Consider the following 16,415-nt stretch of genomic DNA (forward strand, 5'->3'; position numbering starts at 1 on the left):
GGCTAAATATTTTAAGGTCTTTATGTAATATCCTTTAAACGGTAAAGATCTGGGAGATATGTGAAAATAAAATGATACAGAAAGAGTTAATAAGGAAATCTTTATTAACTCTTATTTTCTAGAAAAGAACCATCTTTTAACATTTAACCATAACATATATAAAACCAGTAAACTCCAGATAATTATGGTGGTCCTTAATGGATGGTTAGTAATTAAAATTCCTATAATTGGTAAATTTAAATTAATTAAGATATCTTCGACAATATACTTTAGGCCTCTATATCCAAGTAGAATAGCCAAAATTGAGGAAAGAATTAGTATTAATGTTTCATTCTTTTTAATATCTCTTTCTCTAAAATTAGAAACATCTTCCCTAACACTTTTGACCATATCTTCTACTTTATCTAATAGATTGTCCACATTAGTTTTATCTAATATGCTTTTATATAATTCCTTAGGGCTTCCTTCTGTAAAGAACAAAATCTCCTCATCGTATTGAAGTTTAATGAAATTGAGTTCCTTTTTTACAGAGTCATAATCCTTAAGTTTTTTGTAGGAGCCTTTTGAGATGTTATTTAGTAATTCTTTCAGAAAGTATCTTTTTATAAAAGTCAATTCATAAAAGCGTAGGCATTGGAGTGAAGCAACAAGCTTTACTTTTTTATATTGAGCATTTAGAACTTCTTCATAAATTCCTTGTTGTTTAAGCTCGTCAGCATGTTCCCCTAACGATTCCAATACTTTCTTGAGAAATGTTTCATGACCTATGGTAAACACTGAAGTAATTGGAGAACAAAAATAACATATTTCAGAAGTCTTTGTAACGGTGGAATTATCAACATACTTGTCTAGCTCTTCCACAGTCTGTCTTTCTGTGATTTCTTTGTTAGAATTTGTTAGTAAACTAAAATACAATCTTTTGTTTTTCTTAATAAATTCTAGGTGATTTTCTTCCTGCCTACTGAAATCCCCTAATGCCCAACTAACTGAACGGAATTCTGGATTTGTATGTAATTTAATACCACATAATTTTGAAAGTTGTTTTTCATAGTATTCACTAATTGAATCTACATTCAGATTTTTTTTGGTCTCTTTTTCCCAGAAATCCTGAAATTTATATTCAGATTTAATCTTATAAAAATCCACTAAAGGAAAACTAATATCTCTAGGAGGGCCTTCCGTTAAACTAATTGTTTCCTTGTGTTCGAAATCAAGGATAAGTTGAATTGTTATAATACCAATGGAGTAAACATTTGCTATAACAATAGGTTCTACATATTTATCATCTTTTTTAGCGATAAACGGTAACAAAAAAAATCTTCGATGTTTATGTAAAATAAATTCAGAACTTAGACAGGATTGGTTAAGTAGTTGTAGTTGAGTATCTAGTTCAGTTGAAAGGTCTAGAATATCTGATTCTATTGGAATAGCTTGAAAAGTACTCACTCGTGCCCCTAAATCTTTTAATGAGTCATCTTCTATTAATGTTTTATGTATATAGTAGTCATCACTAATCCCATACTTATTATGCCATGAATTAATATTTTCTTCAGTTATACCTTCCGGCAGTTTGTATGCAAGGAATGAATTAGAAGATTCACTTCCAGTATATGGTGGGCGAGCGGTGTACAATGCCTGCTTTGACTCAATATACTTTTCATAACGAGGGTTAATTTTTCTTTCTTTCTTACTGGAATCAATGTAAGATATGAATCCCCTAGATTTTTCAATATTTTTAATAACCTTTGAATAATTATCTTTATTAAAAGATAAAATTGAGTAGATGTTCATTGATTGACTAAACATTTAATATTCCCCGCTTAATTATATATGTAAGTAAATTACATCAGTATTGGCATTGTATGTCAATCTTTATTTACACAGAGTCCGTTTCCACTAATCGCCTAACCAAGCACGCTGCATATCCGTGCTATAATTGATGGCGAGGTGTTATATCGATGTTTATTTCGCCAATGTTATTACACAAGTCGGATGAACCGTTTGATTCGGCCGATTATTTGACCGAACTGAAACTCGACGGCATCCGTTTTATATATTCCGTTGATGATGCGGGCAAGGTCCGCTTATATACGCGTCACAAGAACGAAGTTACCGCACGTTTCCCTGAATTAACTGCGCTAGATGTTCCGCCAGGCACCGTACTGGACGGCGAATTGATCGTAACGGACAACGCTGGTAAGCCGGACTTCGAGGCGGCCATGAGCCGTTTTATGAGTTCGCGTGACACCACACCGATTTCGCTCGTTGTGTTCGACGTGTTAAAAGCCGGCGGTAAGTCGATTACTAATCTACCGTTGCTAGAACGCAAGGAAATACTCGCCGGTGTCGTGCCGAATGATACCGAGCTGCTTTCGAAGGTCCAGTTTATCGAAGGTCATGGCGCAAACTATTTCGATGCAGTTAAGGCGCAATCCCTCGAAGGTATCGTGCTAAAGCGCAAGGATTCGCGCTATGAAGTTGGCAAGCGATCACATAACTGGCTGAAAGTGATTAATTATCAATACGCCAATGTATTCGTAACTGGCTTCCGCAAAAAGGAATTCGGCTGGTTACTCGCTGATGCTGACGGTCGTTACCTTGGCGTAATAGAACACGGCGTTCCTCCGGTCGAGAAACAACGTGTGTACCGAGCGCCAATTGCAAAGGAAACCGATGACTTTTCTTACCTTGATTCGCCGATTAAATGCCGCGTTAAGTTCCGCAACTATACCAAGGCAGATTTACTGCGAATTCCTAGTTTCGTAGAATGGCTCGCCTAATTGCTGGCGGGCTTATTCTTGTTTATCTTATAAGTTAAATAACTAAAATTTTGTGATAAAATTAAGTATAATTAGTAGTCAAATAATTATTTATTAAATTAATTAACTGAAAGGAGAACCGTGTGACAAAGACTATTTTTCAAATTAATATTGATACTCATGTACTTAGGGAGTTAAGACACACAGTCACAGAGGAGATAAATATAACATCAAATATAAAATACCGTGAGCAACGTGCTTGGGATAAAATCTGCGCAATTATGGATAGATTAGATGACACTGTAGATTACCTTAATGGTTTGAAATTAAATACGGGAAAGTTTTCAAGAAGTGCATTTGATTTTTTTGATTTTATGAATAATTCTGCAGTTATAGATGAATGTATTAAAGAATTAGCTAAAATCTTTGAAGTGCCAATTGAGCCCTTAAAAAAGTCTACAGAGATTTTTAATCAATTAGGCAATGACAAGAAAGGAACAGATGAGCTATATTTTTTATATCTACGTTCTTTGTGTTCTGTACATCCAGTAGAAACAAGTCGACACAAAAGATATCAAGCCAATGACTTTGAATGTAGTCCATATGCGTCTTGGAATAACAGAGGGCTTTGGAGTGATTGTGATCTTTCTGTATCCGTTTATACAAGCAAAGACGAGGAGCCTCAAAAAAGAATTCCAGTTTATATGTCACAGATATTTAAATATGTTAAAACAAGGGTAAATTTCATTCAAGAAATTACTAATGTGATTGAACAGTACAAGGAAGAAGCTATCTTAAAATTTAAAAAAAGTAATATAAAGAAAACAACTGATTTTGAAAGTTACGTTGATTATTTAAGAAATTTAAACAATGAACTAGAGAAACGATACGGGACAGATCGTTATTATGATTATGATTATGTTATTAAATTATTCGAATTGAACTTATCAAATCCAAAAAATGAAAGTAAGTTAAAACTATATCTAAATGCATTAAAATATGCAATAGAATTTGAACATAGTAGTCTGCAAAATATGAGTTATGAAGGGTTTGAAAATAATGGTTTACTAAAACCAGATAAAAATGTGGAGACATCGTTATTTCTTGAATTATGCTCACCAAACAGTAATAGTGAAGAACAAAGAAAATATAGGTATAATATTGAGAAAATAGGCTATCTAAGTCGTAATTCAGGTTATGATAATAGACAATGGGCATATACACAATTGGATGAAGCTCGAGTATTTTTTGAAAAATATGTAACGTTTGAAGAGGCAACTGGTGATTTTGAGCATTATGTATTAGTAAATTTAGCATTGTATTTGGAATGCTTGGAAAATAAAAGTCTCCTTAATAAAAACCTGCCAAACGAATTAATATATCGTCAGAAATTATTATCTGATAAAGAGTTAATACAATTACTAACTAATTAATTAAAGTTGGCTTTAAAAAAATCAATCAATAGAACGTCTGTTCGTGTATAATAACGACGAGGGGGCGTTTTTTTTATATGGCGATTCGGGATAGAGGAAAGATTAAGTGGTTGCCGGCAGCGTTCTTACCAGAACAAACAAAATCGATAAGCGAAGCATTATACGACCTGGAAAAATCAGCTAAACCGATTCTCGACGAGTATCAAATCGAGGAAATCGAAAACCAAATTTGTTACGCAATGGAGTATTACTTTTCCGTAACAATAAGCATTTGGGAATCAGGGCTAATTCGAAAAGTGAAAGGGTACATACGGTATTTAGAACCGCTGAAAAAAGAAATACGAATGGAGGTCGAGCATAACAACGAATACATAATCGAAAGGATAAGCTTCGATAAAGTTACCGCAATAGATGTCGAAGAGTATTAGGATAAGCGCAACCATGCGAGGAAAGTTATTGACGGACTAGGGAGTCGGATGATAGAATTCGATTAAAACGGTCTGTTGTTCGACTCAATGACCGATTCAACTTTCGAATAAGGGTAACGTTATACATAACGCGTCCAATTAGCGGTCAGAGGTTCGAATCCTCTAAGGCGCGTACCAAATGCAGTTGGACTTACTGCACGGAATGCCTTTCGATACGTAATGACCCAGTTTCATTGCATATCGGGAGGTGTTTTTATTTTGCAAAAATTTGCTTGTTCGTTTAAAAAATAGTCCCAAAAAGATATTATAGATTTTCTGATTATTCCCAATTAATAAGATTTTTGTAAAAAATATATTGTACACACAAAAATAAAATCGCTGTAAACCTATATAATGCTACCGATATAAACAGTAATTGGGCAGTTAAGCCATTAATAATAATTAAGGTGATAAAAATAATGACAATCATTATTATCAAGGACTTTTTTGTAAATTTAACAATATTGATTTCTGTCCTTTTTTTCTATTCCAGAGTCATGAAGGATTCACAGCTTCATCAAGATTCTCCACTTCATATAAAACTACTTATGGGTTTTGCAGGGGGAATTATTGGCATACTTTTAATGATATTTAGCATTCATGGCAGCTTTTTAATCGATCTGCGCCATTTACCAATTATCTTGCTTGCATATTACGGTAGGGGAATTCCTGCTTATCTTTGTGCGGCGTTAATCATTTTCGGTGATTTTTTTATTAACAGAGACTTCTCTTTTGTAGTGATAATCGTCTTGTTTTTAATAGCCTTTGTTTCTATCTTTATTGCTAATAGAAATATTTCAGGTAAGCATAAGGTATTTGCTACTTTAACTACGACAAATATTATACTAACGACGATACTTTATTTTTTTGTATTAGACGATATAAAACATTATATTTTCTCGATGTTTTTGCATGTTATATTCACCTATGTAGCTGGTTATGCATCTTTTAACGTAATCGAGTACATTAGAGCAAGCCAGGAATTATTTAATAAATACAAGTTAGAATCAACGATAGACAGCTTAACAGGCCTAAATAATGTTAGAAAATTTGATTATATTTGTAAGAAACTGATGAAAATAGCTGCAACAAGGAATGAAGCTTTAACACTTCTATATATCGATATCGACTTTTTTAAAAAAATTAATGATACGTACGGGCATTTAGAAGGAGATATGGTGTTAAAAGAGGTTGGTAGCATTCTCAAAAATTCCACAAGACCAACCGATATCATTAGCCGGAACGGCGGGGAGGAATTTACCGTTATTTTAGTAGACTGTTCAACCGAATTGTCATCTGAAATTAGTGAACGGATTAGAAAATCGGTAGAAGATCACGTATTTATGTTAAGTAATGGAGAAACAATTAACATCACTGTTTCCATAGGGGTGGCAGCTTTTGATAAAGCTGTAAATGATATTAACTTATTTATAAATAAAGCGGATAAAGCATTGTATCAAGCGAAAAAGCTGGGACGTAATCAAGTTGTTTATGATTAGAGCGTTGTTTATACAACGCTTTTTGCTTTTCTCAAGTTAAAGTAGTGAACCTTCACATGACCAAATGTAAAAGTAAGCAGCAATAAAAATTTTTCGTCATTACGACATCTTTTTAATAGGATACAGTATTAGTTTTATTAAGCGGATAGGTATTAGTCTAATTATAATTACAAAAACACTTAGTTTGTTGATTGCACAAACTAAGTGTTCGAGATATAATTAAATCGTATTAAAACGCTTTCTTTACATAGGAGAGGAGATGGAATGATGACAAGAATTAGCTGCAGGTAGCATTTTAAGCTAAATTCACCGCTAAATGAAAGTTTGCCTAGTTTTTCAAACACATAAAATAGAAGGAGGTATAGGCAGAGCAGTTTGCAGAAAGCAAATTAATACTCTGTCTAGAAGACTATGAAGCAGAAACGAAATTCACTCTATATCTTCTCATTAACACTCGTAGCAGCAATTGGCGGCCTTTTATTTGGATATGATACAGCAGTCATTTCTGGGGCTGAAAAATCCGTACAAGCATATTTAATAACAAGCTTAGATTTAGGAACATTAGCGCATGGTGCAACTATTTCGAGTGCACTTATCGGCTGTATTATCGGAGGATTAATATCAGGTTATTTTGCGTCTGCATTTGGTCGCAAGAAGTCGCTTATCATTGCAGCAGTCCTTTTCTTTATTTCGGCATTAGGGTCGGGATACCCTGAATTTCTCTTCTTTCAGCAAGGGGAGCCAAGCATTGCATTGTTGTTTGTGTTTAACTTGTATCGAATCATTGGCGGAGTTGGCGTAGGGCTTGCATCTGCAATTACTCCAATGTATATTGGGGAAATTGCCCCAGCGGATATTCGCGGTAAAATGGTCTCTTTTAACCAATTTATGATTATATTTGGAATGCTGGTCGTTTATTTTGTTAACTGGGGGATTGCAAACGGACAAACGGTAGAATGGGTTAATGAAATTGGCTGGCGTTATATGTTTGCTTCGGAAGCAATACCTGCAGTGCTGTTTGGTCTGCTGCTCTTTTTAGTTCCGGAAACTCCGCGCTACTTAGCGTTTAAGAGAGAAGATACTAAAGCAATGCATGTGTTAGCCAAGATAAACGGTGCAGAACAAGCAAAAACGATTCTACAAGAAATTAAACAGACATTGAATGTAACACAAGAACCAACAATGTCTGCTAAACTTTTATCTTTTGGAAAGCTTGTCATTGTTATTGGGATAATGCTGTCTGTTTTTCAGCAGTTTGTAGGAATAAATGTTGCTTTATATTATGCTCCTCGAATCTTTGAAAGCATGGGTGCGGCAAAAGATGCTTCGATGCTGCAAACAATCGTTATGGGGCTTGTTAATGTCGTTTTCACTGTTATTGCTATATTTACCGTAGATAAGTGGGGTAGGAAACCGTTATTAATAACTGGCTCTATCGGGATGGCAATAGGAATGTTTGGTGTAGCCGGCCTTGCTTTTGCCAATATCATTGGAATCAGCACATTAATTTTTATTATTGTTTATACAGCATCTTTTATGATGTCATGGGGACCAATCTGCTGGGTGCTTATTGCAGAAATATTTCCTAATAAAATCAGAGGGCAGGCAGTAGCAGTTGCTGTTGCTGCACAATGGGCAGCAAACTATTTTATTTCCTCTACCTATCCGATGATGATGGAATACAGCGGTGGGTTAACATACGGTTTTTATGGCGTAATGAGCATTCTATCAGCAGTATTTATTTGGAAATGGGTCCCTGAAACAAAGGGAAAAACACTTGAATACATGGATAATTTTTGGATCAATAAGACGAAGGGTCAAAAAAAGGCATCATAAATAAAACATACAGGTAGTGGCAAGACTTTGAAAGTTTTATCTCAGGTCTTGCCACAAGTATTTTTTTGTAAACTGACAATATATTAAGATATTTAAAGAAATTTCGAGCTGGAGTTATATTTGGACATGAAATCTCGGTTAAACGAGTAAATAAAGAGTAATTTATACAAATTTGAACAATTAGCTGTCTTTACAAGAAAATATTGGAGGAGTATGATTGCTAACATAATATTAATTCTTATTCGCTGAGTCTTTTTAAGAGCGGGGGACCCAATCTGTGATGAACAATCACATGGGGTGAATCCTTCTGTAGAAGGTAGGGCTACTCTTTTGGCCCGAATCCGACAGCTAACCTCGTAAGCGTAAAGAGAGAGGATGTGTAACTGGTGATCGAAAAAATCAACTCGACCACGGGGTAATCCTCCGCGGTCTTTTTTCTGTAATTAAATAAAAATATCTTGTATCGCTGAAATCCATTTGGAGCGGGGGACCCATTCAATACGTGAGCAAAACTCACCGGGGTGAATCCTTTATGAGAAGGTAGGGCTACTATCTTGGCCCGAATCCGGCAGCTAACCTCGTAAGCGTTAAGACAGAAGGTATTACCTTGGATTTAAACCCCTTGTGTAATACAGGGGGTTTTTTGTGCAAAATTTTAATGGGAAATATTAACAAAAATGAAAAGGGGCAGTATATGGAAGACTTGCTTATGCTTGCGATTATTGGGATATCAACAGCCGCTATGTTTGGATTAATTACTTGGTGTGAACAAAAAACAGCTGTAGGCGAACAGGAGGAAAAGAAATGATTACGTTTATTTTTGTCCTGGCACTAGGTGTTGTCATCTACTTGCTGTATGCGTTACTGAACCCTGAGAAATTTTAATATAAACGGAGGGGAAACAATTGGTTTTCACCATATTATCAATCATTCTTACACTTCTGCTCATAGTGCTATTAGTAATTCCTATGGGAAATTATATGGCGGTCGCATTTAATGAGCATCCTACAAAGCTGGATAAGATATTTTATCCTGTTGAAAAGTGGATATATAAACTCGGCGGAATAAAAAATAACACACAAACTTGGAAACAATATGCTTTGTCTATGCTTGCAGCAAACAGTTTTATGATTCTATTAGTCTATTTGATTTTCCGATTTCAAGGGTTTCTTCCTTTAAATCCGAACCATATTGCTGGCATGAGTCCTGATTTTGCTTTTAATACAGCAATAAGCTTTATGACAAATACGAATTTGCAGCATTACAGCGGAGAATCAGGGTTATCGCTGCTATCACAATTGATTGCGATCATCTACATGATGTTTGTCGCCCCAGCATCTGCTCTTGCAGTTGCGATTGCATTTATAAGGGGATTAGCGGGGAAAAGGCTTGGCAGCTTTTTTATCGACTTAACCAGAAGCATAACAAGGGTACTGTTGCCGATTGCATTTGTCACTAGCTTTATATTTATTGCTCTCGGAGTTCCACAAACAATGAACACAACAATGGAGGCCGAGACGCTCGAGGGAGATGTACAGACTATAGCAACAGGTCCAATTGGTTCCTTCTTATCGATTAAGGAGCTTGGTAATAATGGCGGAGGATATGTAGGAGTGAACTCAGCGCATCCTTTTGAAAATCCTAATACACTTTCAAATACACTGCAAATTATCTTAATGTTCTTATTGCCAGCTTCTATTCCGATTACTTACGGAAAAATAATCGGAAATAAAAAACAAGGTAAAGTATTGTTTATTTCGATGGCTATGATTTTCCTTGTGTTTCTCAGCACCTCCCTTTATCAAGAATATCAAGGAAATCCTGCTTTTACTAAGATGGGATTATCAGCTGAAAACGGCAGTATGGAAGGCAAGGAAGTTCGGTTTGGCATTGTTCAGTCAGTCTTGTTTGCGATAACAACAACTGCAACAGAAACAGGTGCTGTTAATACGATGCATGATACGCTGACACCTATTTCCGGGATGCTAACATTGTCGAATATGCTCTTAAATACCGTTTACGGCGGTGTTGGCTCTGGTTTTATCAACATTATGATGTATGTGCTGATTGCTGTTTTTCTTTCAGGGCTCATGGTAGGAAGAACACCTGAGTTTTTAGGGAAAAAAATTGAAGGGAAGGAAATGAAGCTGATTGCCGTTACCTTGTTGATTTCGCCATGTCTAATACTGACAGGAACTGCTTTAGCTTTATTCACCCCATTAGGCAATGAAGGAATTTCTAATCCAGGATTCCACGGATTGACACAGGTGCTCTATGAATTTACTTCATCTGTTAATAATAATGGCTCAGGCTTTGAAGGGCTTGGTGATGCGACTCCTTTCTGGAATATATCAACAGGTGTTGCTATGTTCATCGGACGATTTTTTCCGCTTCTTACGATGCTAGCAGTCGCAGGAAGTCTGGCATCCAAAAATATTGTGCCAGAAACTGCCGGAACATTCAAAACAGATACTTCTTTATTCGGTGGGTTGTTTATTGGTACGGTTTTTATCGTCGGAGCTTTGACGTTTTTTCCAGTCCTTGTCTTAGGTCCGATTGCTGAATTTTTGACATGGTGATGGAGGGTTAAATAATGAATTTACAAGAGGAAGTACAAATTCAGAAAGAAACAGCCTTAATGAATAATAATATTATCAAACAAGCTATGAAGGATTCCTTCCTAAAGCTACATCCTAAGCTTATGGTGAAAAATCCAATAATGTTTATTGTGGAATTAGGATTCTTTATCACTTTCACTCTTTCCTTTTTTCCTAATATATTAGGAGCACATGAAAGTGATCGCTGGTTTACTATCACTGTTTCTATCATTCTGTTATTCACCGTCTTGTTTGCAAATTTTGCAGAGTCCATTGCAGAGGGAAGAGGAAAGGCACAGGCCAATGCGCTTAAGACTTCCAAGACAGATGTGTTTGCTAACCTGCTTATTAACGGCAGCATCATGCAAGTTCCGTCTTCCAGCTTAAAAAAAGGGGATATCGTTCTAGTTAAACAAGGAGAAATGATACCTGGTGACGGGGAAGTGATTCAAGGGTTGGCATCTGTTGATGAATCGGCAATTACAGGTGAATCAGCACCTGTGCTGAAAGAAGCTGGAGGAGATTTTAATTCGGTAACAGGTGGAACACTTGTCGTCAGTGATGAAATAAAAGTGAAAATAACAAGCAATCCTGGCGAGTCCTTTTTAGATAAAATGATCTCATTAGTCGAAGGTGCAGAACGGCAAAAAACACCGAATGAAATTGCTTTAAACACGGTGTTAATCAGCTTAACACTTATCTTCCTATTCGTTGTCATGACATTGCCATTCTTTACAAACTACTTAGGCTTTCAGCTGCAAGTGCCTGTTCTTATTGCCTTGCTTGTTTGCTTAATTCCCACAACAATTGGTGGGCTTCTTTCTGCAATTGGAATCGCAGGGATGGACAGGGTGACCAAATTTAATGTTCTGGCAATGTCGGGTAAGGCAGTCGAGGCAGCAGGAGATATTAACACTATCATTTTAGATAAAACAGGCACCATCACCTTTGGGAACAGGATGGCAAGTGAATTTGTGCCAACTGGCAATACGAATAAGAATACGCTTTATAAGTGGATTGCCGCAAGCTCTGTTAAGGATGAAACCCCAGAAGGGCGCTCGGTTCTGGAATTGTTGGAAAAGGAAGGCTATGCAATTGATTTATCCTTGGCAGCCGGAGCAGATATAGTTGAATTTAAAGCTGAAACAAGAATGAGCGGGTTAAATCTGCCTGATGGCAGACTTGTTCGCAAAGGGGCAGTCGACGCAATAAAACAATGGGCTGTTTCAAACGGCGGCAATGTGCCAGAAGATTTGGACAGAAAAGCAAATAAAATAGCCCAAGCAGGAGGCACTCCATTAGCAGTGGCAATCGACAACCAAATTATTGGGCTTATTTATTTAAAAGATACCGTTAAACCAGGGATGAGAGAAAGATTTGACGAACTGCGGCGGATGGGCATCAAATCAATTATGTGTACTGGCGACAATCCATTAACTGCAGCAACGATTGCCAAAGAAGCAGGTGTGGATGAGTTTATTGCTGAATGTAAGCCTGAAGATAAAATCGCAGTAATAAAGCATGAACAAGCAAAAGGGAAATTAGTAGCTATGACTGGAGATGGCACGAATGATGCGCCTGCACTGGCACAAGCGGATGTTGGTTTGGCGATGAACAGTGGCACAACTGCAGCAAAAGAAGCTGCTAATATGGTTGATTTAGACTCTAATCCTACTAAATTGATTGAAGTAGTTAGCATTGGCAAACAGCTATTAATGACAAGAGGTGCCTTGACTACTTTCAGCATCGCCAATGATATTGCGAAGTACTTTGCGATAGTGCCTGCGATGTTTATGCTGGCAATCCCTGAGGTCAGTGCGTTAAATATTATGGGGCTTCACTCGCCAGTTACAGCTATTCTGTCAGCATTGATCTTCAATGCAATCATCATTCCGCTCCTCATTCCACTGGCAATGAAGGGGATAGAATATAAACCAATGAGTTCAGATGCACTATTAAGAAAGAACCTGTTTATTTACGGAGCAGGAGGTGTGATTGTTCCATTCATTGGAATAAAGGTAATAGATATATTAATTTCGTTCGTAATATAACAGTTACGGAAGGAAAGGGATGAAACCATGTTTGCAACCGTTGCAAGAACAAGCTTATTATTTATGCTTATTTGCGGAGTGATTTACCCATTAGCAGTTACTGGTATTGCTGCTGTTTTGCTGCCAGAACAGGCAAATGGCAGTCTCGTCTACAATAACGAAGGGAAAGTGATTGGCTCTGAGTTAATTGGACAGTCTTTTGCTGATGAGGGCTTCTTTCATTCAAGAGTTTCAAGTATTGATTATGATGCTTCTAGTTCTGGGACAAATAACTATGCTCCAACAAATGAGGAAATGCTTGAACGAACAAAAGCGTCTATTACAGAATGGCAGTCTGAGAATCCAGATGTATCATTAAAAAGCTTGCCCATCGACTTAATAACAAATTCTGGATCGGGACTTGATCCGCATATTACTCCAAAAGCGGCATTAGCACAAATTAATAGAGTTGCTGAACATACTAATGTACCGAAGTCAGAGCTGAAAAGCTTGATTGAACGTCACACAGAAGAAAAGGAATGGGGATTGTTCGGAGAGGAAAGAGTAAATGTGCTTAAACTTAATATATCATTAATGGAATTGACCTCTTAATATTTTCCAAGCTTCCTGCTGCTAAAAGGGCAGGGAGCTTGCTTAAAGAAAGGAGCTAGGAATAAATGTGAAGGAAAATCATCCATATTTTAGAAGAAAGACAGCGGAAGAAATTTTAGCAGAAATGGATAAGGAAGGAAGGGGTAAGCTAAAGCTGTATATAGGAGCAGCGCCTGGTGTTGGAAAAAGCTACAGAATGCTGCAGGACGCAAACGAACTGCGTAAAGAAGGTAAGGATATTGTTATTGGCCTGATAGAAACACATAACAGAGCAGAAACAAAAAAACAGATTGGCGTGCTTGAAACGGTTCCGCTCCTTGAATTGAACTATAAAGGCAAGGTATTTTATGAAGTGAATATTCCTGGAATTCTGAAAAGAGCTCCAGACATCGTCATCATTGATGAACTCGCACACTCGAATATAGCTGGATCAAAAAATCGGAAAAGATATATGGATGTAGAAGAAATATTGGCAGCAGGCATTGATGTCTATTCTGCCGTCAATATTCAGCATTTGGAAAGTGTCCATGATATTGTCGCCAATATTACAGGAGTAAAGGTAAACGAAAGGCTGCCTGACCTTTTTATCAATAAAGCAAATGAAATTCAGCTAATCGATATTTCTCCACCAGAATTAAGAAAAAGGCTCCAGGATGGCAAGGTATATGATAGTCCTAAAATTCAGCAAAGCCTACAAAACTTCTTTACAGAGGAAAATCTTTATGCGTTAAGAGAGCTTGCGTTAAGAGAGGTGGCTGATGACGTAGATGGAAAAATCGAAGAGAATAATGGCCATCTATATCAAGGGCCAATCGGTCTCCAAGAAAAAATCCTAGTTTGCGTACAGTATAGCCAAACTGCAGAAAAGCTTATTAGAAGAGGCTGGAGAATGGCAAACCGCCTAAAGGCGAAGCTGTATGTACTGCATGTAACAGACAGCAAAGAGCAGGATATGCCACAGTGGAAACAAGAAAAAATCACAGCATGGAGGGAATTAGCCCTGCAATTCGGTGCCGAATTTCTGTTGAAAAACAAAAGAATGCAAAAGCCTGCTCATATTATCGTAGAAGCGGCGAATGAACATTTTATTACACAAATATTGCTGGGACAATCTGCACGAACAAGATGGGAAGAAATCAAAAAAGGTTCCATCGTCAATGAAATAATGAGACAAACAACAAATATTGATATTCATATAGTTGCAGACAGCAAACCAATCAGAAAGGACAAAAGCCAATGAATGTTGCCTTTTTTCTCATACCAAAACACGAAGTTGCATTCGTATTCCAGCATTGGACAATGAGGCAGGTTATGGAGAAGATGGAGTATCACCGCTACAGTGCCGTTCCAATCCTTGATAAAGCTGGCCGCTACTTGGGCACTGTAACAGAAGGTGATCTGTTATGGAAAATGAAAAATACTGGAAATCTTGACTTCCAACATACTAATGAGGTGAAACTTCAAGACGTACCTCTTCACGCTAGTAATGAAGCGATAGCTGTGAACAGTGAGATAGAAGCAATCGTCAGCACGTTACTAGAACAAAACTTCGTTCCAGTAGTCGATGATTCTGGAGTTTTTATCGGAATTATTAGACGGAGAGAAGTGATACAATGGCTTTCGGAGGAGAGCGGGAATGTGTGGAGGAAGAGAAACTGATTAGGAATGTCCTAATCAGTTTCGTGACTTAATCTATTCTATTATTCTGCAACAAATACTTTAGTAATTCTCTCCATTGCCCAATCAAGCTCCTCCTTCGTAATAACAAGGGGCGGAGCAAACCGGATGACGGTATGATGTGTTTCTTTGCAAAGCAATCCTAGCTCCTTCAACTTCTCACAAAAAGGTCTAGCTTCTTCATGTAATTCCATGCCGATAAATAGCCCTCTGCCTCTTACTTCTTTAATGACAGAACAATTTAACCCTTGAAGTTTGGCAAGAAAATAAGTACCGAGTTGTTGAGATCGGTCTGCGAGCTGTTCGTCCTCTATAACTTCTAATGATGCAATCGATACGGCACAAGCAAGCGGATTTCCGCCAAATGTTGATCCGTGTGAACCAGGATTAAAGACGCCAAGAATGTCCTTATTGGCAACAACACAGGAGATAGGAAATACCCCGCCTCCTAGAGCTTTTCCTAATATGAGCATGTCTGGCTCGATATCCTCCCACTCATAAGCAAACAGCTTTCCTGTTCTGCCGAGTCCGACTTGAATTTCATCTGCGATAAAGAGAACATTATGCTGCTTACATAATTCAAAGGCAGCTTTCATAAAGCCGGGAGGGGGAAGGATAATTCCTGCTTCACCTTGTATTGGTTCAATTAAGAATGCTGCTGTATTAGGTGTAATCGCTTCTTTTAAACTATTTAAATCACCGTATGAAATGAGCTTGATACCAGGCAGCAAAGGACCGAACCCGCGCCTGTACTCTGCTTCGGAAGATAGAGACACAGCTGCCATTGTGCGCCCGTGAAAATTCCCAGAGCATGCAATTATTTCCGCTGAATTTTCATCTACACCTTTAACATCATATGCCCAGCGCCGTGCAGCTTTAATAGCCGTTTCGACAGCCTCTGCACCGGTATTCATCGGCAGAGCCATATCTTTTTTTGTCAGTTTGCACAGCTTTTCATACCACGGGCCAAGCTGAGTATGATGAAAAGCCCTGGAAGTCAAGGTAACTTTATCTGCTTGATTCTTTAAAGCAGCAATGATTTTCGGATGGCAATGTCCTTGGTTTACAGCTGAATAAGCACTAAGCATATCCATATACTTGTTTTTCTCAGGGTCCTCCACCCACACTCCTTCTCCTTTTTCGATGACAATCGGCAGGGGATGATAATTATTTGCTCCGAATTCTTCACTTTGTCTAATAAATTTTTCTGACATAGACATAAGGATTCCTCCAATCATTAGGTGGTTTTCGAAACGAAAGTTTATATCATATCGTGTATGGTACGTACATAAAATAAGTTATCACTTTCCGCATTATGGAAACTTCATCTATAATTTGGAAACTTAATTTTATTGTCAAATAATTATGAGATTATGTCAATGGGTCTTCTAGTTAAATTTCTTATTATTCATACTTTTGTAAAAATTATATTGCAGAATGTATTTCAGTCTGCTACATTGATGGTGTAAAAATATTTTATATGTCAAAAAAGAATGAAGGTTATT

The 16,415-nt window shown here is 37.2% G+C and carries 14 protein-coding genes and 2 riboswitches; of the genes, 12 read left to right on the top strand and 2 right to left on the bottom strand.

Going from position 1 to position 16,415, the window contains the following annotated elements; all coding sequences use genetic code 11:
• Positions 1–111 precede the first annotated feature (111 nt).
• Positions 112–1,806, bottom strand: a complete 1,695-nt coding sequence (locus M3600_RS20355) for a hypothetical protein (RefSeq protein ID WP_251647278.1) — start codon at positions 1,804–1,806, stop codon at positions 112–114.
• 152 nt (positions 1,807–1,958) lie between these two features.
• On the opposite strand from M3600_RS20355, the gene M3600_RS20360 reads away from it, so the two are divergent.
• The 12 genes from M3600_RS20360 to M3600_RS20410 all read left to right on the top strand — a co-directional run bounded on the left by M3600_RS20360 (position 1,959) and on the right by M3600_RS20410 (position 14,892).
• The gene (locus M3600_RS20360; RefSeq protein WP_251647280.1) at positions 1,959–2,780 is read left to right on the top strand and encodes an ATP-dependent DNA ligase; all 822 of its coding nucleotides are present in this window, start codon (positions 1,959–1,961) and stop codon (positions 2,778–2,780) included.
• Between the two features lie 122 nt (positions 2,781–2,902).
• Complete coding sequence (locus M3600_RS20365; protein ID WP_251647281.1) at positions 2,903–4,192, top strand: hypothetical protein; 1,290 nt, start codon at positions 2,903–2,905, stop codon at positions 4,190–4,192.
• 77 nt (positions 4,193–4,269) lie between these two features.
• Positions 4,270–4,620: a YolD-like family protein gene (locus tag M3600_RS20370; protein ID WP_251647283.1), complete on the top strand. Its 351-nt coding sequence runs from the start codon at positions 4,270–4,272 to the stop codon at positions 4,618–4,620.
• A gap of 458 nt (positions 4,621–5,078) precedes the next feature.
• Entirely contained in the window at positions 5,079–6,158 is a 1,080-nt protein-coding gene (locus M3600_RS20375; RefSeq protein WP_233314945.1) for a GGDEF domain-containing protein, read from the top strand.
• A gap of 411 nt (positions 6,159–6,569) precedes the next feature.
• The gene (gene xylE / locus M3600_RS20380) at positions 6,570–7,994 is read left to right on the top strand and encodes a D-xylose transporter XylE (protein ID WP_251647285.1); all 1,425 of its coding nucleotides are present in this window, start codon (positions 6,570–6,572) and stop codon (positions 7,992–7,994) included.
• Between the two features lie 233 nt (positions 7,995–8,227).
• Positions 8,228–8,373: riboswitch (cyclic di-AMP (ydaO/yuaA leader) on the top strand.
• A gap of 75 nt (positions 8,374–8,448) precedes the next feature.
• Positions 8,449–8,595, top strand: a riboswitch (cyclic di-AMP (ydaO/yuaA leader).
• A gap of 42 nt (positions 8,596–8,637) precedes the next feature.
• The gene (locus M3600_RS20385) at positions 8,638–8,802 is read left to right on the top strand and encodes a hypothetical protein (RefSeq protein WP_233314947.1); all 165 of its coding nucleotides are present in this window, start codon (positions 8,638–8,640) and stop codon (positions 8,800–8,802) included.
• A complete protein-coding gene (kdpF, locus tag M3600_RS29415) occupies positions 8,799–8,879 on the top strand; it encodes a K(+)-transporting ATPase subunit F (protein WP_396953832.1) in 81 nt (26 codons plus the stop codon). Before M3600_RS20385 ends, kdpF begins: the two co-directional genes overlap by 4 nt.
• Before the next feature lie 20 nt (positions 8,880–8,899).
• Complete coding sequence (gene kdpA, locus M3600_RS20390) at positions 8,900–10,573, top strand: potassium-transporting ATPase subunit KdpA (protein ID WP_285854825.1); 1,674 nt, start codon at positions 8,900–8,902, stop codon at positions 10,571–10,573.
• A 14-nt stretch (positions 10,574–10,587) separates the two neighbouring features.
• Positions 10,588–12,642: a potassium-transporting ATPase subunit KdpB gene (gene kdpB / locus M3600_RS20395; RefSeq protein ID WP_251647287.1), complete on the top strand. Its 2,055-nt coding sequence runs from the start codon at positions 10,588–10,590 to the stop codon at positions 12,640–12,642.
• A gap of 27 nt (positions 12,643–12,669) precedes the next feature.
• The gene (gene kdpC / locus M3600_RS20400) at positions 12,670–13,233 is read left to right on the top strand and encodes a potassium-transporting ATPase subunit KdpC (RefSeq protein ID WP_233314949.1); all 564 of its coding nucleotides are present in this window, start codon (positions 12,670–12,672) and stop codon (positions 13,231–13,233) included.
• A gap of 67 nt (positions 13,234–13,300) precedes the next feature.
• Complete coding sequence (gene kdpDN / locus M3600_RS20405; RefSeq protein WP_282581467.1) at positions 13,301–14,473, top strand: KdpD-like non-kinase potassium sensor; 1,173 nt, start codon at positions 13,301–13,303, stop codon at positions 14,471–14,473.
• Positions 14,470–14,892, top strand: coding sequence for a CBS domain-containing protein (locus M3600_RS20410; RefSeq protein WP_233314950.1), 423 nt, complete (start codon positions 14,470–14,472; stop codon positions 14,890–14,892). The genes kdpDN and M3600_RS20410 overlap by 4 nt, the downstream gene beginning before the upstream one ends.
• 41 nt (positions 14,893–14,933) lie before the next feature.
• Here M3600_RS20410 and M3600_RS20415 read toward each other — a convergent pair whose 3' ends face one another.
• Positions 14,934–16,130: an ornithine--oxo-acid transaminase gene (locus M3600_RS20415; protein ID WP_251647289.1), complete on the bottom strand. Its 1,197-nt coding sequence runs from the start codon at positions 16,128–16,130 to the stop codon at positions 14,934–14,936.
• Between the last annotated feature and the right edge of the window lie 285 nt (positions 16,131–16,415).

Source organism: Niallia sp. MER 6, assembly GCF_023714395.1.
GTDB lineage: Bacteria > Bacillota > Bacilli > Bacillales > Cytobacillaceae > Niallia.